The sequence below is a fragment of the Streptomyces sp. NPDC050704 genome (assembly GCF_040654355.1).
Classification (GTDB): domain Bacteria; phylum Actinomycetota; class Actinomycetes; order Streptomycetales; family Streptomycetaceae; genus Streptomyces.
Map to the genome: position 1 here is coordinate 57,806 of NZ_JBFAHW010000041.1, position 25,218 is coordinate 83,023.

The window sequence follows — 25,218 nt, forward strand, 5'->3', positions numbered from 1 at the left end:
TGAACGCGCGCCCCCTGCCGGTTTACGCGCGTTGACTCGCCGCTGTCACACCACGTCGGTCCCCATCGCAAACACTACGGGCGAGTAACTAATGGCAGTCTGTGAGGTCTAGTCCTGTCCGGATTTCGACCCTCCGAAGTCCGGATCCAACGGTGCCTCGACCGGTGGAAGTTGCTCCTGCATCGATTGCTGCCACTGGGCCAACAGCTGCTGCGCCTCGGGCGGCAGCTCCTGCACCAGAGCCGCCGGCGACGTCGGCGACTGCGACCGGTCCGACGAATGCCCCGACTCGGGCAATGACTGCTGCCCCTGTGGAGCCGGCTGCTGGGCCCGCTCCAGGAACCGCAGCAGTTCCACCGGGAACGGCAGCACGAGCGTGGAGTTCTTCTCGGCCGCGACCGCCACCACGGTCTGCAGCAGCCGGAGCTGGAGCGCGGCGGGCTGTTCGGACATCACCCCGGCGGCCTCCGCCAGCTTCTTCGACGCCTGGAGCTCCGCGTCCGCGTTGATGACCCGGGCCCGCCGCTCACGGTCGGCCTCCGCCTGCCGCGCCATCGACCGCTTCATCGTCTCCGGCAGCGACACGTCCTTGATCTCCACGCGGTCGATCTGCACGCCCCAGCCCACCGCCGGACTGTCGATCATCAGCTCCAGGCCCTGGTTGAGCTTCTCCCGGTTCGACAGCAGATCGTCGAGATCGCTCTTGCCGATGATCGAGCGCAGTGACGTCTGGGCCATCTGGGAGACCGCGAAGCGGTAGTCCTCCACCCGCACGACCGCGTCGGCCGCGTCGACCACCTTGAAGTAGATGACGGCGTCCACGCGCACCGTGACGTTGTCCCGGGTGATGCCGTCCTGCGCGGGCACCGGCATCGTCACGATCTGCATGTTGACCTTCTGAAGCCGGTCCACAAAAGGCACGATCATGGTGAATCCCGGTCCGCGCACCTCGGATCGCAGCTTGCCGAGTCGCAGCACCACGCCCCGTTCGTACTGTTTGACCACCCGGGCCGCCGCCATCGCGTACACCGCTCCGGCGGACGCGAGGGTTACTCCCGCCGCTACCAGCTCCTCGACCATTACGACCCCCAGGGTCCGTATCGGGCGCAACAGGTGTGTACTTCGACGGTAACTCCGGCGCGTACACCAAGGGGAGATGGAGGACACAGGTGCCGAGCGGCATACGGATGCGGGACGGGCGGCGGCTGACGTTCGAGGAGTGGGGCGACCGGGACGGCACGCCGGTCGTGCTGCTGCACGGCACGCCGGGGAGCCGGCACGGGGTGGTGCCGGCGGAGCTGATGGCGGCGCGCCCCGGGGTGCGGTTCATCGCGTACGACCGTCCCGGGTACGCGGAGTCGGGCCGGTCTGACCGCAGTCCCGGCCGCCGGGTGGCGCAGGCCGCGCGGGACGTGGCCGCGCTGGCCGACTCGCTCGGCCTCGGCCGGTTCGCGGTGCTGGGCGTCGGGGGCGGCGCCCCGCACGCGCTGGCCTGCGCGGCGCTGCTGCCGACGCGGGTGCGGCGCGCGGCGGTGCTGGCATGTCTCGCGCCGCCCGTCGCCGAGGGGCTCAGCTGGTTCGAGGGGATGGCCCTGTCCAGGGTCGAGGAGTACACCCAGGCGCTGACCGAACCGGTGGACTTCGCGGACCGGCTGGCCTCACGGGCCGCCGAGATCCGCACGGATCCGGCGCGGCTCATCGCGTCGATGCGTGATGGCCTCACCGACTCCGACCGCCGGATCATCTCGGCCCCGGCCGTGAGCGACATGCTGCTGAGCACCTACCGTGAGGCAGTGGGCTCTTCGGCCTACGGCTGGCTCGACGACACCCTGGCACTGCTGAGCCACTGGGGCTTCGACCCGGCCCGGATCACCCGCCCCGTCCTCCTGTGGCACGGCGCCCAGGACACCTTCTCCCCGGTGGCCCACTTCGAATGGCTGGCCGACCACATCCCCCGGGCCCGCCCGGTCCTGAACCCGAAGGCGGGCCACTTCTCAGCCTTGGAGGCCCTCCCGGACGTACTGGCCTGGCTGTGCCCGGCGCCCCTTTAGCCAGGCGCCCCTAAGGAGCGCCCCCTTAGGGGCGCGAGGAACTGCGCGACCAGCCACAACGCACCCGCACCTCGGCACCTCACCTCAGTTCCCCACCCCCAAGGACGAGCCCCCCGCACCGCGAACGCGGTGCGGGGGGCTCACCTGCTGCTGGCTGCAGGCAAATCGTGCGAGTGTCACAGAACGGCGCGCACCGTTCTAGAAGACACGCATCCCATACGCGCTCAGTGCCTCGGTGACAGGCTGGAAGAACGTGGTACCGCCGGAGGTGCAGTTGCCGCTGCCGCCGGAGGTCAGACCGTAGGCGACACCGTTGCTGCCGTAGAGCGGACCGCCGGAGTCGCCGGGCTCGGCGCAGACCGTGGTCTGGATCATGCCGTAGACGATGTCGCCGCTGCCGTAGTTGACGGTCGCGTTCAGGGCGGTGACGCGTCCGGTGCGGGTGCCGGTGGTGGAACCGGTGCGGATGACGTTCGTGCCCACGCTCGGGGTGGCGGCACTGGTGATGTCCACGTTGCCCGCGGTGCCGGACTTGGTGATGCTCGTGTTGGTGTACCGGACGAGACCGTAGTCGTTCGTCGGGAAGCTGGAGCCCGCGGTCGGGCCGAGGACCGTGGTACGCCCGGAGTTGGAGTACCAGGTGCCCGCGCCGTCGGTGCAGTGACCGGCGGTCACGAAGTAGTCGGCTCCCGCGCTGTTCTTGACGTTGAAGCCGAGCGAGCAGCGCCAGCTGGTCGCGTAGATGGCGTCGCCACCCTTGATCAGCTTGCTGAACGTGCCCGGGGTGGACTTGATCTGCAGGGCGCCGGCGTTGGCGCCCGCGGCCTGCTTGATCTTCGCGATCTCCGCCTTGGAGACCGTGCTGTCGACCGTGACCACGACCTTGCCGGTCTTGGCGTCGGTCGCCCAGGCGGTGCCCGGCACATCGGCCTTGAGCACCGAAGAGCTGGCGCTCTTCAGCTGGGACGCGCTGAACGTCGATACGTCGCTAGCGTTCGCGGAAGGGACACTGACTGCGGCCGCGGCCGCGAGTCCGGTGGCCACGGCGATCAGCCGGGTCCGTCTCGCTATGCCACTGCGGGGGGTGGTGCGCTTGGTCCTCACTGTTCGTTCCCTCCAAGGGAAGTCGGGGGCCCGCGTGGGGTCGGGGCCCGTGAGGCGCACGCCAGAGGAAGAGTGTCCGGATTCCGAACACGCCGTGCCCCTGACAAGGCGCTGGGGGGAGTATTCGGCCGCACGACCGACAGGCGCAAGGGCGCCTTTCGGCCGTGCGGCGTTCAACTCAGGTATGTCCCGCGGTAATTGATCTCAACGACGCAGATGTGCGGGTTACGTGCTGATTAGCGGAGCAGATTGCGTTCCCCGGCCGCAATCGCCGCGCCCAGGGTATTCCCGGGCGGCGGAAAAGGGCAGATGAAGTGGTCGGCGAATGCGCACGGCGGCAGCAGGGCCCGGTTGAAGTCGACGGTCGTACGGCCGTCGGCATCGGGCGCCGCGGGCCGCAGGAACCGGAAGCGGTAGCTGCCGTTCCCACTCGTGGCATCGCCGAAAACAGCCCACAGCGAGCCGTCCCCCTGAACCGTCACCTGAAGCGTGAACTCCTGCCCGTCCAGCGTGAAAGCGAGTTCACCGCCGAGCCCGAGTCCGCGCTCACGGCCGTCGGCGTTCGCCACGCGCACGGTCCGGTCCTCCCCGTACGGCGTGAAGAGCCCCGGCACCGACCAGCGCGGATCGTACGAGGTGGCCTCGATGCCCCGGAACACCCGCCGCGCCGGCGAGGCGGGGTCGAAGTCGCGTACGCCCCAGACCCCTTCGCGCACCAGGACCACCAGCCGCCGCCCGCCGTGCCCGACGCGGGCCGCGGCGGCCGGACCGCGGTCGGCGTCGAGCCGGACCTCGCCGGCGAAGGGCTTCCCGTCCACGAGGAGACCGTCGGCCTCCTCGGCCGTCAGCAGGACCGCGCCGGAGCCGTCCACGGACCACCGGCCGGGGATCTCCGGAAGCACTCCCTCCGGATAATCCTCGACCCAGTGCGTGCCGCTGAGCGCGAGCGGCCCGTACGGCGCGGACACCGTCTCGGTGCGGTGCTCGTGCCAGCGCTTCCAGTCCTCGGATGCGTCCGAAGCGCCTGATGCGTCCGCCGTCATGCGATCAACCCTTCCACCGGATCCGGCAACCCGAGGGGAGAGCGCGGCGCCACCCCTGCTGTATTCCGTTGCTGTATTCCGTCCGGAAAGCACCGAGCGGGATGCAGCAACCGCCTCACGGGCAGCAGCAGTCGCACGCGTCGCAGTCACAGTCCCGGCAGCAGCCCTCGCGCTTCTTGCGGGACCACGGGCCCTCGTACTCCTTGGCGCAGCACAGCTTGCAGGTGCAGCACAGCAACCAGAACATCCCGCAGCCCGCCCAGAACCCGCGCCGGCCCCTGGGCGGCTGGGGCGCGGGCCCGCCACCGAAACCGCCGGAGCCACCGCCACCGTGCGACCCGCCGCCTCCGGCGAACGGATTCCCGCTGCCCGCGTACGGGTTCCCCCCGCCGTACGGGTCGTGCGCGCCGTGCTGCGCCGGACCGTGGGGCCCGGACCCGGGCTGCTGCGGCTGCCCGTACGGGCCGGGCTGGTGGGCCGAGCACACCGGTACCGTGCCGAACGCCCGGTCCACCGACCGCCCCAGCTCGTGCACCAGCAGCATGTGCACCAGCTTGGCGTCGGTGAACCGGACCTCGCGCAGCGCGAGCCGGATCCCGTGCAGCGCGCCGTCGGCGAGCCGCCGGGCCTCCAGCAGAGACGTACCGGTGGCCGTCAACGGGTTCCAGGCGCCCGCCGCGGCATCCGCCTCCCTGTCCTCCACGGCGTCCAGGAGGTGGGCGAGCCGGCCGAAGAGCCGGCCGGCCTCGGCGAGCGGCTCGGCGTTGCCCGGCCGCCCGGCGAGAACCGCGGTGTACGCGAAGGCCGTGGCCGTGGCGGTCTCGGTCGGCTCGGTCACCGTGAGCAGCGGAGTTCCGGGCCCCGCGAGCGCCTCGATGCCGATCTGCCGGTCTACGGCGTCGACCAGCACCGCAGTGTCGAAGCCCACGGCGGAACCGCTACGGGCGCCCGCCCTGCTCCAGTTCGTGGCGACCCGGCGGGCCGCGAGCGCCACCGGCCGGCGCGCCAACAGGCCGTCCCCGTCGGCGACGTGGTCGCGCACCTTGGCCGAGGCCAGCACCAGCGAGACGGCGGCGGCGAGCCGTGCGCCCTCGCCCTGCGCGACGGACGCGGTCCGCATTCCGCGCAGCGCGCACGGTCCCGCGGTTCGCCGCAGGCCCGCGGCCTGTTCGGCCTGAGCCTCCGTCAGAACCGAAATCAACAGCCCGTCATAGTTGGTGACGAGCCTGGCGAGCTGGCCGTGATCGCCGCGCAGTGCGAGACAGAGCCCGCACAAATGCGCCATCCACTGCGCCTTCAGACTCTCCGTCAGCCGGTGACTGCACGGCCGGACCATTCCGAACATGACGCTCCCCCGTGGTTTGTACGACGTTGAGCTGCGGCATCGTATCGACCTGGCCGTTCACCCGTACGTCCCAGTCGTCACCCATACGCCGGGAAGAATCATATTTCACTCTCAGTCAGCAGCCGTGTACGGCAAGACCCTTGGGAAACGCGGGCTCTCGACGAATTCGTTCTGCACCAGTACCGTCACGAAACCCCCGCGCGGCGTCTATCCCCTTGGCGCAACATCCGCATCATGGACGACCATGGGGATGCGGAAACAAGAAAGCCCGCTGTGAGAGGAGGCGTCCATGGGATCGGTGCGCAAGGCGAGTGCCTGGCTTGGCCTCGTCGACGACAACGATGACGAGCGTTACTACGACGACGACTACACCGAGGGAACCGCCGAGCCCAGGGATGCCTGGGTCACGGACCCGCGGGTCAAGGTGGCGTCGGAAACGGCCGAGGAGAAGGGCCGCCGGATCGGCACGGTCACCCCGGACACCTTCCGGGACGCCCGTGGCATCGGCGAGCTCTTCCGCGACGGCGTTCCCGTCATCGTGAACCTCACGGCCATGGAGGCGGCCGACGCCAAGCGCGTCGTCGACTTCGCGGCCGGCCTGATCTTCGGCCTGCGCGGCTCGATCGAGCGCGTGTCGAACCGGGTCTTCCTGCTGACCCCCGCCGACACCGAGATCGTCAGCGGGGAGCCCGCGAGCCGTCGCACGGACGGCTTCTTCAATCAAAGCTAGGCAGGGCTGCTCACCGGCCCCGCCTCTCGGCGTCGTTCCAGGCCTGTCGGCCTACCGGAACGCGTCGAGACCGGTGAGCGCCTTGCCCAGTACCAGTTGGTGCATCTCGACCGTGCCTTCGTAGGTCAGCACCGACTCGAGATTCGTGGCGTGCCGCATCACGGGGTATTCGAGCGAGATCCCGTTGGCGCCGAGAATCGTCCGCGCCGTACGGCAGATCTCGATCGCCTCTCGTACGTTGTTGAGCTTGCCGAAACTGATCTGCTCGGGACGGAGCCGTCCCGCGTCCATGCGGCGGCCCAGATGGTGCGCCAGCAGAATCCCCTTGTGCAGTTCGACCGCCATGTCGGCGAGCTTGGCCTGGGTGAGCTGGAATCCCCCGATGGGCCGGCCGAACTGCTCGCGCGTCTTCGCGTACTCGACCGCCGTCTCGAAGCTCGACCGCGCGGCGCCCATCGACCCCCACACGATTCCGTACCGGGCGTGCGACAGACAGCTGAGCGGCCCTTTCAGCCCGGTGACCTCGGGGAGCACGGCGTCGGCCGGCAACCGCACCTCGTCTAGCACGAGTTCACTGGTGACCGAGGCCCGCAGCGACCACTTGTGCTTGATCTCGGGCGCGGAGAAGCCGGAGCTCCCGGTGGGCACGACGAATCCGCGGATCCCGTCGTCGGTCTGCGCCCAGACGACGGCGACCCCGGCGACGGATCCGTTCGTGATCCACATCTTGCGTCCGGTGAGGACCCAGTCCGCGCCGTCCCGCTTGGCGTACGTGCGCATCGCCCCGGGGTCGGACCCGTGGTCGGGCTCGGTGAGCCCGAAGCACCCGATGACCTCACCGGAGGCCATCCGCGGCAGCCACTCCCGCTTCTGCTCCTCGCTCCCGAACCGGTGGATGGCGTACATGGCGAGCGAGCCCTGCACGGACACGAGCGAGCGGATCCCGGAGTCGGCGGCTTCCAGCTCCAGGCAGGCGAGCCCGTACTGCACGGCGGAGGCCCCGGCACACCCGTAGCCGCTGAGCGACATGCCCAGCGCGCCGATGTCGCCCAACTCCCGCGCCAGCTCCCGGATTCCGGGCAGTTCCCCCTTCTCGTACCACTCCGCGACATACGGCAGCACCCGGTCCGCGGCCCAGGCCCGGACGGTGTCCCGGATCGCCAGGTCCTCCGCGCTCAGCAGGTCGTCGATGCCGAGCGGGTCGGCGGGGTCGAAGGGGGGCGGCTTCGGGGGTGCGGACATGGGAGGGCCTCCGGCACACGGGAGCTAGCGAAAACTAGCACTGTTAACTACGGCTCGCGCCTGACGTTACGACGCAGTGTCCCGCACGTCCAGAGACGCCGGGCCGACGGCCGGGCACCCCACCGGCCCGGGCACCGGTCAGCCAGGCACCCCTCAGCCCAGGGACTCCGCACGCACCGGCGCCGAGGCCTCCCGGGGCCCGGGCACGTTCCCGGCCACGCCCGCCGCGGGCGCCTCGCACTCCATGGTCCGAGGCAGCCGCAACGCCATCACGGCTCCGAGCAGCAGCAGCCCCGCGCTGACGAGCAGCGTCACATGCAGGCCCTGCACGAACGAGTCCCGGGCCGCGTGCCGCAAGGCCTCCCCCGGTGCTCCGCCGAGCCGCGCGGCGACCTCGTAGGCCTCGCCCAGGGAATGGCTCGCGGCGGCCGAGTCCGAGGCGGGCACCCCTTGCACGGAGGCGAGGCCGGGCGCGTAGGCCGCGTTCATCACACTCCCGAGGAGCGCGATGCCGATCCCGGCGCCGAGTTGGTACGACGTCTCCCCGATCGCCGCCGCCCCGCCGGCCTGTTCCGGTGGGGCCTCGCTCAGCATCGACTCGTACGCCCCGAAGAGCGTCACCTCAAGGCCGAAGCCGAGCAGCACGAACCCCGTCAGCAGCAGCGGAGCGTTGTCGCGGGTCCCCATGGCCGTCAGCATGACGACCGCGGAGGCGGTGAGGCAGAACCCGAAGCAGACCATGGTCCGCGGTCCGAACCGCTGGAGCAGCTTCGCCCCGACAAGGCCCGCGGCCATGGCGGCGACGGTGAGCGGCACCAGTCGCAGCCCGGTCTCCAGGGGGGAGAGTTTCAGCACGAGCTGGAGATACTGTGCGGCGATCAGTTCGAGCCCCACCAGCGCGAGCATCGCGAGCACGATGCAGCCGACGGACGTGCTGAAGGCGGGCCTGGAGAACATCTTCAGGTCCACCAGCGGCTGCCGGTGCCGCCGCTGCCGCCGTACGAAAGCGACCAGCAGCCCGGCTCCCACGGCCAGCGGCACCGCCGTGAAGACGCTCAGCGGGGCCTCTCCGCCGCCGAGCCGCTTCACGCCGAGGACGACGCCGAAGAGGCCGGCCGCGGCCATCAGCGCGCCGACGACGTCCCACGGTCCCGCCCCGTCGCCGGTCGACTCGGGGAGCAGCAGCCGTCCGACGGGCAGGCTGACGAGCATCAGCGGGATGTTGATGAGGAAGACCGAGCCCCACCAGAAGTGTTCGAGCAGGAAGCCGCCGAGCAGCGGCCCGACGGCCGCGCCCACCGCGGCGACCGCGCTCCAGACACCGATCGCGAGCGCGCGCTCGCGCCGGTCGGGAAAGACCTGCCGCAGGATCGACAGCGTGGCGGGCATGATCATCGCGCCGCCGACGCCGAGCAGGGCACGCGCCGCGATCAGGACCTGCGCGCTGTCGGCGAGGGCCGCGACGGCGGAGGCGACGCCGAAGAGCGCGTATCCGAGGAGGAGGACGCGTCTGCGGCCGACCCGGTCGCCCAGCGTGCCGAAGAGGATCAGCAGCGAGGCGCAGACGAGCGGGTAGATGTCGACGATCCAGAGCAGCTCTATCGCGCCGGGCCTGAGGTCCTCGGTGACGGCGGGCACGGCGACGTGCAGCACGGTGGCGTCGACGGCGACCAACAGCAGGCTGGTGCACAGGACGATGAGGACGACCCAGCGGTTTGCACCGGCCCCGGTCTCCCGACGGCAACGCTCAGCGGCCGTGGTCGTCCCGGACATGTACGTACCTCCCAGATGTTCCCTCGCGTTCGGCGGGACCACAGGGTGGGGACTCCCTGCGGTTGCGGCTCGGGAGGAGCGGTATCCCGGCCCACGCAACAAAGGCGAGTGAGCGGCCAGCGTACGCGAGTTCCCGTCGGGTACAGGTGGCGGACCTCTCACGTTCCGCTTGGAGAGCGTGTGGCATGCGCCACGCTCGCCCTGTGGACAACCACGACCCGTCGGGGTCCCCGGTTCCGGGCGGCGCCCATAATCGAGCCCGTGACCGATCTTGAAGCGCCCGTCGCACCGCCCCGCGCGGACCCCGCCTGGCGCCGCGCCGCGCCCGCCCTCCTCGGGTACGCGGCGGTGCGCGCGCTGGGCCTGGTGGCGCTCGCGGTGTGGAGCGCCGCGCGGGACAAGAGTCCGCACCAGCTGCTCTCGGCCCGCTGGGACTCGCTCTGGTACACCCGGGTCGCGGATTCCGGTTACGGCTACGAGGTGCGCCTCCCGAACGGCGATGTGCACTCGAACCTCGCGTTCTTCCCGCTGCTGCCCTGGCTGGAGCGGGCCGGCGCGGCGGTGACCCCGCTGTCCCACGCGGACGCGGGCCTGCTGGTCAGCGCGGTCGCCTCGGTCGCCGCGGCCTGGGGGATCTTCGCGGTCGCGGACCATGTGTACGGGCGCCGGGCGGGCGTCTGCGCGGTGCTCGTGTGGGCGGTACTGCCTGTCGGCATCGTGCAGTCGATGGCGTACAGCGAGTCGCTGTTCACGGCGCTCGCGGCCTGGTCGCTGTACGCGGTCCTGACCGGCCGCTGGCTGACGGCGGGCCTGCTCGCCTCGCTGGCCGGTCTGACCCGTCCGGTGGGCGCCGCGGTGGTCGCGGCCGTGTGGGTGGCGGCGATCGCCTCGTTCGTACGGGAACAGCGGGACCAACGGGAACACGGCGATGCCGTACCGAAACGGGGTGTTCCGGCACCGGACGGCGCCCCACGGTGGCCGCGCGCCCTGGCGATGCTGCTCGCGCCCCTGGGCGCCGCCGGGTACGTCCTGTGGGTCGGCGAGCACACCGGCAAGGGCCCGCTGGGCTATCTCGACGTCCAGGCGGGCTGGCGCAACGGCTTCGACGGCGGCTACGCCTTCGCCCGCTTCGTCGCCGAAAAGTTCACGTCGTTCCCGTCGGCCCTGGCCGGGCTCGGGCTGATCATCGGGGTCGGCCTGCTGGTCTGGCTGTACGTGGTCTGCGTACGGCAGCGTCAGCCGCTTCCGCTGCTGGTGTACGCGGGGGTCGTCACCGTGCTCGCCCTGTGCGCGTCGAGCTATTTCGGCTCGAAACCCCGCCTTCTGCTGCCCGCCTTCCCCCTCCTGCTGCCCCTCGCCCTGGCCCTGGCGCGGCTGCGAACGTCCAGGTCGGCGTGGGTGCTGGGCGGTGTGGCGGTGGCGTCGGCGGCCTACGGCGCGTTCTGGCTGAACGGCTCCGGTCCGCCGTGATCCGTCCGCGGCCGCCGGTAAGCGGCCGGAGACGAGCACACGTGCAGCCGGTGAACGAATTCATAAGCGCCGCATAACAACTCACCGAAGTGATCAATCGAATTGAAGGAAGAGCGGACGAGGGATTCCATAATCCTTGGAAATAAACCCCCTCCTGAGAGCAATCCCACATCACATCGTCATCACAAAGAGGGCGCTTCGCGGTGGAACACACCTCACTCGCTGTAACGTCGATTGAGTGCGTACCGAACGAAAGCTGACTCGTCTGGACCGGGTCTTCGCCCGGCTGGACCGTGAGCCGGAACGACCGGCCCACCTCGACATGCCCAGGATGAGCCGGCACAGGGTGGCCCTCTTCGCCGCCACGCTCGCCTTCTACGTGGCCATCGTGTGGGCCGTCGTGATCACGTCGTGGCTGGTCCGGTTCGACTGGCAGGTCATGTTCTTCCGGCCCTACCAGCAGTGGCCGGAGATCCACGCCTTCCTCGACTACTACGTGGTGCTGGGCCAGCGCGGCCCCACCGCCGTGATGGTCTGCGCCTGGCTGGGCTGGCGCTCCTGGCGACAGCACACCCTGCGCCCGCTGCTCGTCCTGGGCGCCTCGCTGCTGCTGCTGAACATCACGGTCGGCGCCGCCAAGATCGGCATGGGCCGCCTGGGTCCGCACTACGCCACCACGGTGGGCTCGAACGAGATGTGGCTGGGCGGCGACATATTCCCTTCGGGCCACACCGCCAACGCCGTGGTGACCTGGGGCATCCTCGCCTATCTGGCCTCGACGCCGTGGGCCCGCCGCTGGCTGTCGGCCCTGTCCGCCGTGGTCTCCCTCGGCGTCGGCCTGACCACGGTCTACCTCGGTACGCACTGGCTGAGCGATGTGGTCCTCGGCTGGGCCGCGGGTCTGCTGATCCTGCTCGCGCTGCCCTGGGTCGAGCCACTGATCGCCCGCGCCGAGACCGGCATCTTCGACCTGCGCGACCACTGGCGCGACCGTCTCCGCGGGACGGCACCTGTTCCCGCCCCGGTCCCGGCGAGCGCCCCCGCGACGCTGTCCCCGCTCGGCCCTTCGGTCGACGAGGAGGAGCCGGCGGTACGCGAGCCGGTGGCCGCCTCCCGGCTGCCCAAACCGCCGGGTTACCTGGCCCCGGGACCGCACACCGCCCGCTCGGAGCGCACTCCGGTGACGCCCGTCGGCAGCCGAAGACCTCCGCAGTCGGACCGAGTGACACGTGGCACCACCTCGGCGCGCCCGCTGACGGGCGGCTGAGGACAGCGGGGTCGGTACGCACACCACTCCCCGCATGGCGAAGGCCCCCGGCTCCACGAGCCGGGGGCCTTCGCCATGTATGAGGTCGGGCAGGTCAGCCCTTCCAGCAGCGCGTCACGCGACCGTCGGTGACCTCGAAGTTCAGGCGACCACTCAGGTATTCCATCGTGATGATGGCGCCCGGCGGCAGGGACCGCACCTTGGACCAGCCGCGCTCACGGGCCAGCCGCTCGGCACCGCTCGCCTCCAGTCCGACGTACGCGTCCGGCTGGTCCGAGGGCTCTGCGGGAGGGGTGGGAATCGGTGACATGCCGCCACGTTAGGCGCCGGGATGCGGACGGGGAAGCCCGGACCGGACACCATCCGTCACCGGTCCCTCTCCGGTCACGCTTCTGTCACAGGACAACGACACTCGTTCCGGCCGCCGCGACATCGGCTGCCGGGCGGCGGACCGTCACACGTACGAGCGATTCCGTACGTGTTCCACCCACCTTCGAACGTAATTCGGGACTACCTTGACGTCGGTCCGAATAACCGGCGGAAAGCGCGGCGCCGACCCGGTATCCGTGCCTTTCCATTCCGATTCGGCGGCGTCTCCCGCAAGGTGACACGCCATAGGAAATACACGGTTGCAGCACAGGTTCCGGCACAGAAGCCACGTACGCCCCCTGTCGGAGCGCCGGACGGCGCGAGCATCATGGCGTGAGCTTCGGGAGGCCCAGGGCGCGACGAGCGAGGGGGCAGCGATGGGCACGGACACCGCGCAGGCGGCGGTACGACCCGGACCGGTGAAGCGGCCGGGACGGTTGGTCGTGGACTGGCTGACCACGACCGACCACAAGAAGATCGGCCACCTCTATCTGATCACCTCGTTCGCCTTCTTCCTGGTCGGCGGCCTGATGGCGCTGCTGATGCGGGCCGAGCTGGCCCGGCCCGGCACGCAGCTCATCGACAACAACCAGTTCAACCAGATGTTCACCATGCACGGCACGATCATGCTGCTGCTCTTCGCGACGCCGACCTTCGCCGGTTTCGCGAACGAGATCATGCCGCTGCAGATCGGCGCGCCGGACGTGGCCTTTCCGCGGCTGAACATGCTGTCGTACTGGCTGTTCCTCTTCGGCGGGCTGATCGTGCTGGGCTCGCTGCTGGTGCCCGAGGGCCCGGCCAACTTCGGCTGGTTCGCCTACGCGCCGCTCAACAGCCTGGAACGCTCACCAGGCATCGGCGCCGACATGTGGATCATGGGCCTCGCGCTGGCCGGCTTCGGCACGATCCTCGGCGCGGTGAACTTCCTGACGACGATCATCGGGATGCGCGCGCCCGGCATGACGATGTTCCGGATGCCGATCTTCACCTGGAACACGCTGTTCACGTCGATCCTGATCCTGATGGCGTTCCCGGTGCTCGCCGCGGCGCTTCTGGTCCTGGAGGCGGACCGGCGGTTCGGCTCGCAGGTGTTCGCCTCGGCCAACGGCGGGGCGCTGCTGTGGCAGCACCTGTTCTGGTTCTTCGGACATCCGGAGGTCTACATCATCGCGTTGCCCTTCTTCGGGATCGTCTCGGAGATCCTGCCGGTCTTCAGCCGGAAGCCGATCTTCGGCTATCTGACGCTGGTCGGCGCGACGATGGCGATCACCGGTCTGTCGGTCGTCGTGTGGGCGCACCACATGTTCGCGACGGGGGCGGTGCTGCTGCCGTTCTTCTCCTTCATGTCCTTCCTGATCGCGGTGCCGACGGGCGTGAAGTTCTTCAACTGGACCGGCACGATGATCAAGGGCTCGCTGTCCTTCGAGACGCCCATGCTGTGGTCGGTCGGCTTCCTGGTGTCGTTCCTGTTCGGCGGTCTGACGGGGGTGATCCTGGCCTCGCCGCCGCTGGACTTCCACGTCACGGACACCTACTTCGTGGTGGCGCACTTCCACTACGTGGTGTTCGGCACCGTCGTCTTCGCGACCTTCGCCGGCTTCTACTTCTGGTGGCCGAAGTTCACCGGGAAGATGCTCGACGAACGGCTCGGCAAGATCCACTTCTGGACGCTGTTCGTCGGCTTCCACACCACGTTCCTGGTGCAGCACTGGCTGGGCGCCGAGGGCATGCCGCGCCGGTACGCGGACTATCTGGCCGCCGACGGATTCACGGCCCTCAACACCATCTCGTCGATCGGCGCGTTCCTGCTCGGCATGTCGACGCTGCCGTTCCTCTACAACCTCTGGAAGACGGCCAAGTACGGCGAGAAGGTCGACGCCGACGACCCCTGGGGCTTCGGCCGCTCCCTGGAGTGGGCGACCTCGTGCCCGCCGCCGCGGCACAACTTCGTCACGCTGCCCCGGATCCGCTCCGAGTCCCCGGCGTTCGACCTGCATCATCCGCGGTACGCGGCGGTGACACCGCCCCAGACCCGTTCCGGTCAAGGGACCGACTCAGGCGGTCCCGAGCCGTCCTGATCGCCTCGATGAGCCCGTCGGGTTCGAGCACCTCGAACTCGACGCCCAGCAGCATCACGTGAATGACCATCACGTCGAGGCTCGCGGCCCCGGTGCGCAGGATGCAGGTGTCCGTGCCGCCCGCACGGTCCGCCTCCAGCGTCCCGTCCGAGGGCGAGATGAGCTGCGCCGCCTCCTCCATCGGAGCGAACAGTCTGATGACGGCGTGCTCGGCGTACGCGCGGGTGGAGACGCCCTTGGACACGTAGGCGGCCAGGTCGTCGGCGGGCGGCGGACGGGGCGTGAAGCGCGGCCCGTGCGGCGGCCTGGGCGTGACGCGGTCCACGCGGAACGTGCGCCAGTCGTCGCGGTCGACGTCCCAGGCGACCAGGTACCAGCGGCGCTCGGTGCACACCAGGCGGTGCGGTTCGACCGTGCGGCGGGTCGAGGAGCCCTCGTGGTCGCGGTACTCGAAGCGCAGCCGCTCCGCGTCGCGGCAGGCGGCCGCGAGTTCGGTGAGCACGGCCGGGTCCACGGCGGACGGCTGAGGGCCGCGCAGCATCGGCACGGTGTAGGCGTTGAGGGCGCCGACGCGGCGGCGCAGCCGGTGCGGCAGGACCTGTTCGAGCTTGGTGAGGGCGCGTACGGAGGTCTCGCCGATGCCCTCGATGCCCTGTCCGGCGGCGGTGCGCAGGCCGACGGCCACGGCGACGGCCTCGTCGTCGTCCAGCAGCAGTGGGGGTAGCTCCGCACCTACGCCGAGTTGGTAGCCGCCGCCTGTGCCGGGGCTGGCGTTCACCGGGTAGCCGAGTTCGCGCAGTCGGTCCACGTCGCGGCGGACCGTGCGCGGAGTGACACCGAGGCGCTCCGCCAGGTTGGCGCCGGACCACTCTCGGTGGGCTTGTAGCAGGGAGAGCAGTCGTAGGAGTCTTGCCGAGGTCTCCAACATGCGCGAGAGTCTGCCAGCCTTTGCGGACAACTTTTGTCCGCAAAGGCTGGCAGGGGGTGCGTCTGGTTTGTTCGTCGCGTGCGGGCCGTTCGTGGCTGGTCGCGCCCACGCGGCGGAGCCGCAAATGTCACAGCCCCGCGCCCCTTACGGGGCCGTGGTGACCGTGATCGACAAGTCGTTGTCGCTCGTGTAGTAAGGCCAGGCCACCGCCTTGCCGTGCCCGGTCTCCAGGGTGGCCTTCGGGTAGGTGAAGATCGGCTTCTTGTCGGCTATGTCGTCGAGGAGGCGGGCGATTCGTACCCGCGGGCCGCTCTCCCCCGCCGGGCGGAGCCACAGATCCCAGACGCCCACCGCCAGGCCGGTGTAGTCCACCGTGAGGCGGAACTGTTCCTGGTCCGGGGTGACGTCGGCCTTCAGCACGGTCTCCGGCTCCTCGCGGAGGCGCAGTTCGGCGTACGCGTCCGGCAGCAGCTTCACTCCGTACACCTGGCCGCGGACGCTCAAGTCCTCCTTGCCTATGTGGAGTTCGCCCGCCTCGGCGTGCGGGGCGCGCAGCCAGCTGCGTACGGAGAGGTTGCCGTGCTTGGTCGCGTACGGGATGCGGACCGCGACATGGCCGCGCGCCCCGCTCGGCACGCGGTCGACGAGCGAGCGCAGGTCGTTGAGGCCGGGCGCCACGCGCTGCGACTCGCCGTCGGCGACCTGGGCGTAGACGTCCCAACGGCCCTCGGGCAGTTCGACGGTGCTGGGCAGCGCCGCGCGCAGCCGGCCGTCCGCGGCCGGGGTGAGCGGCAGCCGGACCTCCTCGGCGCGGTCACGGTGCCGGAGTACGAGGTGTGCGTCACCGGTCGCCGCGACCAGACCGGGGTCGGTGATGTCGAAGGTGAGCCCGCCCGCGGAGTCGGCGATGCAGTCGGCGCGCGAGGGCATGTCGGCGTCCTCGTCGGTGTGCGGGGGCGCGGCCCGCGGAGCCAGCGTCATCATGCGGAACGTTCCTTCCCGAGTACGGTCCGTCCGGCATCCCGAACGGCATACGCGCCACCGAGCAGCGCTCCTCGCGTGCGGTGCAGCGAGCCGCGCATCCGGCCGATCTTCGAGTCACCGCCGCGCGAGACGAGGCCGTCGAAGATCGACTCGTGGCGCTCGGCTATCCGGGACGGGTCGAAGCGCTCGGAGTCCTTGAGCGCCGCACCCGCCATCTGGTGCCGCAGTGCGTCGTTGTTGATCAGTTCGAGCAGGCCCTCGGCGATGGCCCCGACATTGCCGACCGGGACGAGACGGCCGTCCACGCCGTTGTCGATGATCTCCCCCGGGCCGTGCGGGCAGTCGGTCGAGACGACCGGCAGGCCGCAGCGCATGGCCTCGACGATCGTCATGCCGAAGGACTCCAGGCTGGAGGTCACGGCGGCGATGGAGCCCTTGGCCCACTCCGGCTCGATGGGGTGGGCGGGACCCATCAGATAGACGTGGTTGTAGAGGCCCAGCTCGTCGATGAGTCTGCGCAGCTTGTCCTTCTGCTTGCCGCCGCCGTAGATCCGCAGGCGCCAGTCCGGGCGCTGGTCACGCACCCGGTCGAAGGCCTTGATCAGCAGGTCGTACCGCTTGACCGGGGCCAGCCGGCCGGCCGCCACGACCCATTTGCCGTTGCCGTCCGCGGGCTCTATACCGGGTGCGGGCACCGGGTTCGGCACGCCCTCGACATGGACGCCGGGCAGCCGCATCTTCTGGCGGTACGCCCTCGCGTCGGCCTCGGTGGTAGTGGTGAGCGCGTCGAGCCGCGGGTAGGCGCCGCGCAGCTCCGTGCGCAGGGCTACCGAGTGGGTGTCGAGCGTGAGGTGCTCCTGGCCGACCCGGGCCGGGCCGCGCCTGGTCTCGCGGGCCAGGTGCACGTTCAGCCCCGGCCGGGTGCCGACCACGACGTCGGCCTCGACCGTGGAGAGGTGTTCGGCGATACGGCGGTCGGTCAGGACGCTGTACTGGCCGTAACGATTCTCTCCGCGCGGGAAGACCCGGGCCGGCGTCCGGTACTCGGGGTCGTCCCCCTCGTACCCCGGACTGTTCTCTCGGATGTCCACGAGGTGCCGCACGCGCACGCGCGGGCCCGGCGCGAAGACCGGCTCGTCACGGTGGCGGAATACCGAGACGATCTCCACGTCGTGCTGCTCGGCCAGGGTGTTGGCCAGGTTGTACGTGGTCCGGATGGTCCCCCCGATCCCATATGCATTGTGTATGAGGAAAGAAATATGCATGCGTCCCCGAATCCCCTGTCTCATCCGCCTACCTCATGGTTAGACATGTCCTCCCGGGTATTGGTTGGGCTCCATCACCATCTTGTTCCCGAACAGTTGCGCCATTGGTAGGCGATATAGGGAACCTTTTCCCCTTGTCGTGCATCAGTGCAGGTAGGGGTATCTGGGAGGTTCCTGCGGGATCGTGCGGGATCAGGGATCGTAAGACAACTGCGGTACGTCGAAACACTCATCGGTCATGTCCCCCTGGCTCACCCAGCCCTCGGCGTCCTCCCAACGGGCCACCGAGACACAGGTGTTGCGGGTCTTCGGAGGGTCCGCCAGGCGCTCGTACCGGACGGGCAGCAGCAGCCCGTCGGCCGTGTACGGCTTCCCCGAGTCCATGAAGCGGTCGACGCACGCACGTGTGACGCCCGTCGGCGCACAGGACCTGGCCGCGTCCGTGAACCACATGGCGGCGGCCCAGCCCTCCAGCTGCCACTGGGAATGGCTCTTCAGGCCCTTGGTCGCGTCCCGGAACTCCCGTACGGCGTCGTGGCCGGTGTCCTCGTAGTTGCGGCTGGCGCCCGTCGCCCACAGGGCGTTGCGGCAGCGCGGGGCGTCCTTGTAGTCCTCGCGGACGGTGGACGTCCAGTTCTGCACGTTGGTGACCTTGGCGATGACCTCGGCGCCGGCGTCGTCCATGGCCTTGCAGAGCTGGGCGTTGCCGTAGCCGTCGATCGCGTCGAAGACCAGGTCGACGTTCCGCTCCTTCAGGTCGGCCGCCACCGCACGGAAGTTGGGCAGCGCGAAGTCGACCTGCTCGGTGACGACCTGGTAGCCCTCGGCCTTCAGGCCCCGGGTGACGAGCCGGGCGTACGCGGCCGACGAGGACTGGTTGTACGAGACGACGGCCGCCGTGCGGGCGCCCTGCTCACGCTTGAAGTAGCGGTAGACCTCGGTGCCGCCGTACAGCTTGCCGTCCCAGCCGGGCTTTCCGTTCCGTGGGGCGAGGCTGCCGTAGATCCCGTAGAGGTGCGGATGGGTGTCGTACGCCGCGCCGATCGGCTGGCCGCCGATGTCGGGCACGCGCGCGCGGGACACCCGGGAGGCGCCCGCGTAGTCGAGGGAGGTGGTGGCGACGAGGGCGACGACCTTGTCCTCGTCGACGAGCCGGTGCACGCACTCGTTGTTGCCGACGCCGCTGCCGCCGTCGTCGCACGTACGGACCTCGACCTTGCGGCCGTCGATGCCACCGCGCTCGTTCAGCCGGTCGAAGTAGGCCTTCGCCCCGTCGCGCGGTCCGGTGAACGTGTCGCCGCCCACCGGGCTGGTGGCGCTGGTGACGATGCCCACGCGAATCGGGTCCGCGCTCCGCTGCGCCGGTGTCCGCTGCGGCCGGCTCTCGAAGTCGCTCTCCGGGAGGCGGCTGCCGCAGGCTGTGCCCAGGAGGAGCAGCAGGCCCGCGGCAGCGCACTCAGCAACCCGGGCCCGGCGACTCATTGCCGCTCAGCCCGACCAACCCGCACAGAGTTTTGACGGAGACCTTCCACACGTCGTCCTGCTCGACGGCCGTGCCCGTGGCGTCGGGCATGACCGTGGCGCCCTTCAGAGTGAGCGTGTACGTGACGTCCGCCTCGGTCGGCGAGGTGAACGCGACCTTGTTGACGGTCGCCTCCACCTGTCCGCCGCGCTCGTCGCCGCTGAAGCTGTCCAGGACCTGGGACATCTTGTCGCCGTCCTCCAGGAGGTCCTGCTTGTCCTTGAGAGGGACGGCGGGGTCGAAGAACTTCTCCCAGTTCTCCTCGATCTCCTTCTCGGCCGCCGCGGAGTCGGCCGGTCCTGTCGCTGTCGGACTTGGCTCGGCGGTCGTGGGCTGCTCCACGGTGGGAGAGGGCGGCGCGGTGTCGTCGCCGCCGCTGTCGTCTCCGCACGCCGTGAGGGCCGCTGCCAGGGCGAGTACCACCGCCGCTGCCAGCCCCCGTCCGTTCCTCCGCCTGAGGTCGCTCCCGAGAACCATCTGGCTCACCACCGGGTGTCGGTCCGGGCCGTGTGCACCCGGTTCTTTCAGGGTCAGCTTCCAGAAGGCATAGTGCAAGACCATTGGTGGACTTGGAAGGCAGCCGGACACGTGACATGGGAGCCGCCATGCGGACTGCTCGACTGCGGACTGTGCACCCCGTCCTGTGGGCCGGGTGGGCCGCGCTCGCCGCGGGGGCGGTGCTGTGCGTCCTCGGCTGGTACGGGATCTCCGGCGAGCGGTTCGCGGAGCGGCAGCTGCCGTATCTCGCGTCCTGCACGGTGCCGGGAGCCGCGCTGATCATCGCGGGAGCGGTCCTGCTCACGCACAGCAGGAACGCCCTCGCCGCGGCTCGCGTAGAGGAGCTGCACGGGCTCCTGGTCGCCGCCGAGCCCGCCGGCGCCGACGAGTCCGGGCAGGCGGCCGCCGCGCCCGTCGCCGTCAGCGGAGACCTGCGGATGGTGCCGGGCGGCACCCTGTGGCACCGAGCGGACTGCCCCCTCGTCACCGGAAAGCCGGAGGCCTTGCCGGTCGACTCCCGCATCCTCGCAAGCGGGGACCTGGCCCCCTGCCCAATCTGCGAACCAACCGAATCGGGTTCCCGACCGTCCACCTCGGGCGACTGGCCGGCTGCCCCGGAAACCCGGTCGTCCGCCCCGGACAGCCAGCCGTCCGCCCCGGGAGACCGGCCGTCCGCCCGGGCCGACCGGTCGCCTGCCTTGGGCAATCGCTCGTCTCCCCGGGGCGATTCATCGTCCGCCCCGGACACTCGCCCGACTGACTCGGGCGACCGACCGGCTGGCGCGAGCGACCGATCGTCCGCCCCGGGAGGCCGAGCGTCCGCCGTTGGCAACCCACCATCCGCCCCGGGAGACCAGCCGCCCGCCCCAGGCAACTCACCGTCCGCGCCGGACAACCAACCGCCCGCCCCAGGAGGCCAATCGTCCGCCCTTGGCAACCCACCATCCGCCCCGGACAACCAATCGTCCGCCTTTGGCAACCAGCCGCCCGCCCCAGGTGACCGGTCCTCCACCCTTGGCAACCCGTCGTCCGACCCGGCCAACCAGCCGTCCGCCCCGGGTGACCCATCGTCCGTCACGGACGACCGACCATCCGCCCCAGGAGGCCGATCGTCCAGCCCGGACCACCGATCGTCCGACCCAGGAGACCGATCGTCCGACCCGGACGACTGATGGCGTCGCTGACGTACGACCTCACGCTTGCCGGACTGTCCGTCGGTAGTGCCGCCGCGCTGACCGGGATCGGGCTGATCGTCACTCACCGGGCGACCGGCGTGCTCAACTTCGCGCACGGCGCGATCGCCATGGTGTGCGCCTACCTGCTGCGGCAGCTCACGGTCGAGTGGGACTGGCCGCTCGCGCCGGCCGCCGCGGTCACGCTGCTCGTGGTGGCCCCGGCCATCGGCATGGCCCTCGAACGCTTCGTCTTCCGCCCCCTGTCCGTCCTCGGCGGCGACCCGGCACAGACGTTGGTCGCGTCCATCGGGGTGTTCGTGCTGCTGGTCGGCGGGGCGGCGCTCGTCTGGGGGTCCGGCGCGCGCTCGGACGCGCCGACGCTCGTCTCGGCGGACCCCTGGGGCCAGCTGGCGGCGGCCCTCGTCCTGGCCGTGGGTGTGGGCGCGGTGACCCGCTGGACACGCTTCGGCCGGGAACTGCGGGCCGTCGTCGACGACCGCTCGCTCGCCGTCCTGGGCGGCATCGACGCGGACCGGGTGGCCGCGGCGGGCTGGGCCTTCGGCTCGTTCACAGCGGGCCTGACAGGGGTGCTGCTGGCTCCCTACGTACGCCTCGACCCGTACGGCCTCCCGCTGCTGGTCATGGAGGTCGTGGCCGTCGCCGTGGCCGCCCGTATGCGCAACCTGCCGGTGGCCGTCGTGGTCGCCCTGGGCATCGGCGTCGCCCAGAGCCAGCTGACCCGCCTGCACCCCTCCGGGTGGGGCGAGCCGCTGCTCCAGGCGGTGGGGGCGAACCTCTTCGTCGTGGCGCTGCTCGTCGCGGCACTCGTACTGCCGGGGATCGGCACACGCGACGCCCTCCCCCGTACGGCGACGGCCCGCGTGGCGACCCCGCCGGGCGCGTGGATCGTGGCGGTGGTGCTGTTCCTGCTGCCACTGGGCTTCGCGGGCTCGGACCTGCACACGTCCGTCCAGGTCCCGGCACTCGGCGTCGTCCTCCTGTCCCTGGTCGTGGTGACGGGCCGCGGCGGCCAGATCTCACTGGGCCAGGCGGCTTACGCGGGTCTCGGCGCCCTCTTCACCGCACTGCTGGCGGCCGGCCGCTTCCCCGGCCTGCCGCAGCTCCCCGAACTGACCGCGCTCGCGGTCGCCGTCCTGCTGGTGGCCCCGCTCGGCCTGCTGACCGGCTGGCCCGCCATCAGCCGCCACGGCCTGGCCCTCGCGCTGGCGACCTTCGCGGTGGGCGTCGGCGTCAGCCGCTTCGTCTTCGCCCAGCCGTACGCCACGGCCGGCCTGACCCTTGGCCGCCCCGCGGGCTTCGAGGGCGACCGCGCGTACTACGTCCTCGAACTGGGCTTGCTGGCAGGCGCGTTGCTGGCCGCGCACGCCCTGCGCCGGGGCCGCACGGGCCGGGCGCTGGCCGCGATGCGCGACCACGAGGCGGGCGCGTCGGCGGCGGGCGTCCGCGTGCCCGCGCTGAAACTGACGGCCTTCGTGGCGGGCGCGGCCCTGGCCGCCCTCGGCGGCGGCATGCTCGGCATGGGCCTGCGCGCCTTCGACCCCGCCGCCTACGACCCCGTCCGCGGCCTCCTCTGGTTCGCCGCGATCGTCGTCCTCGGCGCCGACAGCGTCCTCGGCGCGCTGGCCGCGACGGCGCTCCTGGTGGGCCTGGACGCGGGGACGCGCGGCGGGGTGGCGGCGGCGCTGATCGGACTGCTGGCGGTGCTCGTGGGGCGTTTCCCGGGCGGCCCGTACGAGGCGTTGCGCCTGGCGGCGGGACGCCTGCGGCTGCGCCGGGAAGTGACGCTCACGCCGTTGGGCGCCGGGGTGAGGGGCAGGTTGCGGGCGCCCGGCCCGGCGGGAATCGGCGGCGCGGGCCGACGCGAAGGCCCGGCCGGGAAGCACACCGCCACCGGCGCGAAGGGCAGCCAACCGTCCGCGGCACACGACCGGCCCGGAGCACAGAGCACCGGCCCGGCCGACGACAGCGGCGGCAACGAACCCGGCGCCTCCCGGGCCGCAGACCCCGCCGAACGGTCCGGTGCCGCGGGCCCTCGTACGTCCTCCGCGCCCGCCCGCCCCCGGACACCCCGTACGACGCCCACCACCCGCCACATCCTCCGCGCCCGCGGCCTCCGCGTCGCCTACGACGGCTTCACCGCCCTCGGCGGCGTCGACCTCGACCTCCCCCGGGGCCGGATCACCGCGGTCGTCGGACCCAACGGAGCCGGAAAGAGCACCCTGTTCCACTGTCTCGCCGGGACCGTACGGCCGGACTCCGGGCAGGTCGGGTTCGGGGAGCGGGACATCACCCGGCTGCCCGCCCACGCGCGGACCCGGCTCGGCGTCGCCCGCACCTTCCAACAGCTCGCCGTCTTCCCGACCCTGACCGTGGCCGAGAACGTACAGGTGGGCGCCGAGCAGGGGCGTGTCGTGGACGCGGCTGCCGTGGAGCGGGTGCTCCGGCTGCTCGGGCTCGACGGGGCCGTACGGGCACTGCCGGCGGCCGGACTGCCCACCGGGACCCTGCGACGCGTAGAGCTCGCGCGGGCCCTCGCCGGCAGCCCGCGTGTCCTCTTGCTGGACGAGCCCGCGGCGGGGCTCGACACGGGCGAAGTGGCCGCGCTGGCCCGTGTGCTGCGAGCCCTCGCCGCGGACGGCATGGCCCTGCTCGTCGTCGAGCACGACCTGGACCTCGTGGCCGACCTGGCCGACACCGTGCACGTCATGACGGCGGGCCGGATCGTCGCGTCCGGCCCCGCCGCCCACGTACTCGAAGGATTCGAAGGACTCGAAGGACTCGAAGCACCTCAAGACCTCCCAGCCGCCCAAGGACCTCAAGGACCTCAAGATCCCCAAGGACTCGGAACGGCGGTCGACGGATGAGGGCCCCCGGCACCCCCGGGATCTCCCTGCGCCACGCGCGCGTGCGCTACGGCCCGTTGGAGGCCCTGCACGGCGTGACGCTCCACGCGCCCGCCCCCGGCCTCACCGTCCTGCTCGGCCGCAACGGCTCGGGCCGTACGACGGCACTGCGGGCCCTGGCCGGAACCGTGCCGCTGTCCCGCGGCGCCGTCGTCTGGGACGGCATCGACGTCACCGGGATGCCCGCGTACGAACGGGCCCGCCGCGGCCTGTGCCTCGTCCCGGACCGCCAGGCCGTCTTCGGCTCGCTCACCGTCCGCGAGAACCTCGAACTCGCCGCCCCCGACCATCACTTCGCGCCCGCTCTCGACGCGTATCCCCAGCTGCGGCCGCTGCTCGCCCGAAGAGCGGGGACCCTCTCCGGCGGCGAACAGCGCATGCTCGCCCTCTCCCGCGCCCTCCTGGCACGCGCGCGCGTGGTCCTCGTCGACGAACCCGCGCAGGGCATGTCCCCCACGGTCGCCGCCCGCACGTACGAGCTGCTGAGCGGCCTCGACGCCTGCGTGGTCGTCGCCGAACAGCGCCTGCCGCCCGGCCTGCGCGACCGGCCGGCGATCGTGTACGAACTCCGGCGCGGCTCGGTCGTGTTCAGCGGCGAGGCGGCGGAGGCGGCAGCGGCGGACCCATCAGGACCGGCGGAGCCGCCGGACTCGACGGAGCCGACGGAGCCGACGGGCTCGACGGGACCGACGCGCCCGCCGGGGTCTGCGTGATCAGCCTCCCGGCGGCCGCCCCTTTCGGCAGCCGTAGCATCGTGCCGGGATTCAGCCGGTCCGGATGCTCCCCGACCATCTGCCTGTTGGCCTTGTAGAGGGCCTGCCATCCGCCCTTGATCCGGTACCGGCGGGCCAGCGACGAGAGCGTCTCGCCGGACTTCACCACATGCGTCCGGCCACTGAGCCGGTACCTCTTGGCACAGACGGGCCATGCCTCCCACCCCTGGACGCGCACCACCTCCTCGGCGACCTTGATCTGCTCGGCACGGGTGGCGAGATCGGCGCGGGGTGCATGGGCAGGGCCGCCGAACTCCCGCCAGGTGGGCTGCCAGAACTGCAGCCCTCCGTAGAAGCCGTTCCCGGTGTTCGCGTGCCAGCGGCCACCGCTCTCGCACTCCGCGAGACAGCCCCACGGCCACTGGTCCCCGACGCAGCCGTACGGCACCGGGGCCGCCGCTCCGGGACCGGGCGCCGGAGGCGGTGGCACCGCGGCCGCCGCCACGGGAGCGAGCACGGCCAGGACGACGGAGACGGAGACGGCTGAGACAGCGGAAACGACTGAGGCGATGGCAGCCGCGTGCCGCGTGCGCTTGATCGACATCGGGCCACGCTAGGCAGGCGCGGACGGCGTCCGGCCGAGCCGCACCGGCGGCCGACGGGGGCCCCACCCGGTCGGAGGACCGGGTGGCTGGGCCGTATGCGGTACGTCCCGGTGGCCGGCTCCGGTTTCGCCG

The 25,218-nt window shown here is 71.2% G+C and carries 18 protein-coding genes and 3 pseudogenes; 8 read left to right on the plus strand and 13 right to left on the minus strand.

Annotated features, from left to right (window positions below):
• Positions 1 to 108: 108 nt before the first annotated feature.
• Positions 109 to 1,080 carry a slipin family protein gene (locus AB0I18_RS24350; RefSeq protein WP_363107667.1) on the minus strand — a complete coding sequence of 324 codons (972 nt, stop codon included), beginning with the start codon at positions 1,078 to 1,080 and terminating at the stop codon, positions 109 to 111.
• Positions 1,081 to 1,169: 89 nt separating this feature from the next.
• On the opposite strand from AB0I18_RS24350, the gene AB0I18_RS24355 reads away from it, so the two are divergent.
• Positions 1,170 to 2,051, plus strand: a complete 882-nt coding sequence (locus tag AB0I18_RS24355) for an alpha/beta fold hydrolase (RefSeq protein ID WP_363107668.1) — start codon at positions 1,170 to 1,172, stop codon at positions 2,049 to 2,051.
• A 198-nt stretch (positions 2,052 to 2,249) separates the two neighbouring features.
• Here AB0I18_RS24355 and AB0I18_RS24360 read toward each other — a convergent pair whose 3' ends face one another.
• From AB0I18_RS24360 to AB0I18_RS24370, 3 genes are all read right to left on the minus strand, one after another.
• The gene (locus tag AB0I18_RS24360) at positions 2,250 to 3,155 is read right to left on the minus strand and encodes a S1 family peptidase (RefSeq protein ID WP_363107669.1); all 906 of its coding nucleotides are present in this window, start codon (positions 3,153 to 3,155) and stop codon (positions 2,250 to 2,252) included.
• Positions 3,156 to 3,391: 236 nt separating this feature from the next.
• Positions 3,392 to 4,198, minus strand: coding sequence for a DUF1684 domain-containing protein (locus AB0I18_RS24365; protein ID WP_363107670.1), 807 nt, complete (start codon positions 4,196 to 4,198; stop codon positions 3,392 to 3,394).
• Between the two features lie 115 nt (positions 4,199 to 4,313).
• On the minus strand, positions 4,314 to 5,543 hold the full coding sequence (locus tag AB0I18_RS24370; protein WP_363107671.1) for a DUF5685 family protein: 1,230 nt from the start codon (positions 5,541 to 5,543) through the stop codon (positions 4,314 to 4,316).
• A gap of 289 nt (positions 5,544 to 5,832) precedes the next feature.
• Between AB0I18_RS24370 and AB0I18_RS24375 the strand changes: the two genes are divergently transcribed.
• Positions 5,833 to 6,273: a cell division protein SepF gene (locus tag AB0I18_RS24375; RefSeq protein WP_363107672.1), complete on the plus strand. Its 441-nt coding sequence runs from the start codon at positions 5,833 to 5,835 to the stop codon at positions 6,271 to 6,273.
• Between the two features lie 51 nt (positions 6,274 to 6,324).
• Here the strand turns inward: AB0I18_RS24375 and AB0I18_RS24380 are convergent, their stop codons facing one another.
• Entirely contained in the window at positions 6,325 to 7,515 is a 1,191-nt protein-coding gene (locus AB0I18_RS24380; RefSeq protein WP_363107673.1) for an acyl-CoA dehydrogenase family protein, read from the minus strand.
• A gap of 153 nt (positions 7,516 to 7,668) precedes the next feature.
• Entirely contained in the window at positions 7,669 to 9,288 is a 1,620-nt protein-coding gene (locus AB0I18_RS24385; protein WP_363107674.1) for an MFS transporter, read from the minus strand.
• Between the two features lie 261 nt (positions 9,289 to 9,549).
• Here AB0I18_RS24385 and AB0I18_RS24390 point away from each other — a divergent pair, with 261 nt between their 5' ends.
• A complete protein-coding gene (locus tag AB0I18_RS24390; protein WP_363107675.1) occupies positions 9,550 to 10,758 on the plus strand; it encodes a glycosyltransferase family 39 protein in 1,209 nt (402 codons plus the stop codon).
• Between the two features lie 238 nt (positions 10,759 to 10,996).
• A complete protein-coding gene (locus AB0I18_RS24395; protein ID WP_363107676.1) occupies positions 10,997 to 12,025 on the plus strand; it encodes a phosphatase PAP2 family protein in 1,029 nt (342 codons plus the stop codon).
• Between the two features lie 94 nt (positions 12,026 to 12,119).
• Here AB0I18_RS24395 and AB0I18_RS24400 read toward each other — a convergent pair whose 3' ends face one another.
• Positions 12,120 to 12,335: an I78 family peptidase inhibitor gene (locus AB0I18_RS24400; protein ID WP_363107677.1), complete on the minus strand. Its 216-nt coding sequence runs from the start codon at positions 12,333 to 12,335 to the stop codon at positions 12,120 to 12,122.
• 436 nt (positions 12,336 to 12,771) lie between these two features.
• Here AB0I18_RS24400 and ctaD point away from each other — a divergent pair.
• Positions 12,772 to 14,418: pseudogene (gene ctaD / locus AB0I18_RS24405) on the plus strand (cytochrome c oxidase subunit I); the annotation flags it as partial.
• Here ctaD and AB0I18_RS24410 read toward each other — a convergent pair.
• From AB0I18_RS24410 to AB0I18_RS24430, 5 genes are all read right to left on the minus strand, one after another.
• The gene (locus AB0I18_RS24410; RefSeq protein ID WP_363107678.1) at positions 14,345 to 15,400 is read right to left on the minus strand and encodes a YafY family protein; all 1,056 of its coding nucleotides are present in this window, start codon (positions 15,398 to 15,400) and stop codon (positions 14,345 to 14,347) included. The pseudogene ctaD and the gene AB0I18_RS24410 overlap by 74 nt on opposite strands.
• Positions 15,401 to 15,544: 144 nt before the next feature.
• The gene (locus AB0I18_RS24415; RefSeq protein ID WP_363107690.1) at positions 15,545 to 16,381 is read right to left on the minus strand and encodes a hypothetical protein; all 837 of its coding nucleotides are present in this window, start codon (positions 16,379 to 16,381) and stop codon (positions 15,545 to 15,547) included.
• A complete protein-coding gene (locus AB0I18_RS24420) occupies positions 16,381 to 17,649 on the minus strand; it encodes a glycosyltransferase family 4 protein (protein WP_363107679.1) in 1,269 nt (422 codons plus the stop codon). The genes AB0I18_RS24415 and AB0I18_RS24420 overlap by 1 nt, the downstream gene beginning before the upstream one ends.
• A 192-nt stretch (positions 17,650 to 17,841) precedes the next feature.
• Positions 17,842 to 19,131, minus strand: coding sequence for an ABC transporter substrate-binding protein (locus AB0I18_RS24425; RefSeq protein WP_363107680.1), 1,290 nt, complete (start codon positions 19,129 to 19,131; stop codon positions 17,842 to 17,844).
• A complete protein-coding gene (locus AB0I18_RS24430; RefSeq protein ID WP_363107681.1) occupies positions 19,106 to 19,648 on the minus strand; it encodes a hypothetical protein in 543 nt (180 codons plus the stop codon). The genes AB0I18_RS24425 and AB0I18_RS24430 overlap by 26 nt, the downstream gene beginning before the upstream one ends.
• Positions 19,649 to 19,776: 128 nt before the next feature.
• Between AB0I18_RS24430 and AB0I18_RS24435 the strand changes: the two are divergent.
• The 3 genes and pseudogenes from AB0I18_RS24435 to AB0I18_RS24445 form a co-directional block, all read left to right on the plus strand.
• Positions 19,777 to 20,244 (plus strand): annotated as a pseudogene (locus tag AB0I18_RS24435) (hypothetical protein); the annotation flags it as partial.
• A gap of 596 nt (positions 20,245 to 20,840) precedes the next feature.
• Entirely contained in the window at positions 20,841 to 23,729 is a 2,889-nt protein-coding gene (locus AB0I18_RS24440; RefSeq protein WP_363107682.1) for an ATP-binding cassette domain-containing protein, read from the plus strand.
• Complete coding sequence (locus AB0I18_RS24445) at positions 23,726 to 24,481, plus strand: ATP-binding cassette domain-containing protein (RefSeq protein ID WP_363107683.1); 756 nt, start codon at positions 23,726 to 23,728, stop codon at positions 24,479 to 24,481. Before AB0I18_RS24440 ends, AB0I18_RS24445 begins: the two co-directional genes overlap by 4 nt.
• A gap of 37 nt (positions 24,482 to 24,518) precedes the next feature.
• Here the strand turns inward: AB0I18_RS24445 and AB0I18_RS24450 are convergent.
• A pseudogene (locus tag AB0I18_RS24450) lies at positions 24,519 to 25,085 on the minus strand (transglycosylase family protein); the annotation flags it as partial.
• Positions 25,086 to 25,218 lie beyond the last annotated feature (133 nt).

Bases quoted from the DNA above. Each gene is read 5' to 3' on its own strand.
- AB0I18_RS24350 (WP_363107667.1), bottom strand. From the start codon at position 1,080: ATGGTCGAGGAGCTGGTAGCGGCGGGAGTAACCCTCGCGTCCGCCGGA.
- AB0I18_RS24365 (WP_363107670.1), bottom strand. From the start codon at position 4,198: ATGACGGCGGACGCATCAGGCGCTTCGGACGCATCCGAGGACTGGAAG.
- AB0I18_RS24370 (WP_363107671.1), bottom strand. From the start codon at position 5,543: ATGTTCGGAATGGTCCGGCCGTGCAGTCACCGGCTGACGGAGAGTCTG.
- AB0I18_RS24375 (WP_363107672.1), top strand. From the start codon at position 5,833: ATGGGATCGGTGCGCAAGGCGAGTGCCTGGCTTGGCCTCGTCGACGAC.
- AB0I18_RS24380 (WP_363107673.1), bottom strand. From the start codon at position 7,515: ATGTCCGCACCCCCGAAGCCGCCCCCCTTCGACCCCGCCGACCCGCTC.
- AB0I18_RS24385 (WP_363107674.1), bottom strand. From the start codon at position 9,288: ATGTCCGGGACGACCACGGCCGCTGAGCGTTGCCGTCGGGAGACCGGG.
- AB0I18_RS24400 (WP_363107677.1), bottom strand. From the start codon at position 12,335: ATGTCACCGATTCCCACCCCTCCCGCAGAGCCCTCGGACCAGCCGGAC.
- AB0I18_RS24410 (WP_363107678.1), bottom strand. From the start codon at position 15,400: ATGTTGGAGACCTCGGCAAGACTCCTACGACTGCTCTCCCTGCTACAA.
- AB0I18_RS24415 (WP_363107690.1), bottom strand. From the start codon at position 16,381: ATGACGCTGGCTCCGCGGGCCGCGCCCCCGCACACCGACGAGGACGCC.
- AB0I18_RS24420 (WP_363107679.1), bottom strand. From the start codon at position 17,649: ATGCATATTTCTTTCCTCATACACAATGCATATGGGATCGGGGGGACC.
- AB0I18_RS24425 (WP_363107680.1), bottom strand. From the start codon at position 19,131: ATGAGTCGCCGGGCCCGGGTTGCTGAGTGCGCTGCCGCGGGCCTGCTG.
- AB0I18_RS24430 (WP_363107681.1), bottom strand. From the start codon at position 19,648: ATGGTTCTCGGGAGCGACCTCAGGCGGAGGAACGGACGGGGGCTGGCA.
- AB0I18_RS24440 (WP_363107682.1), top strand. From the start codon at position 20,841: ATGGCGTCGCTGACGTACGACCTCACGCTTGCCGGACTGTCCGTCGGT.
- AB0I18_RS24445 (WP_363107683.1), top strand. From the start codon at position 23,726: ATGAGGGCCCCCGGCACCCCCGGGATCTCCCTGCGCCACGCGCGCGTG.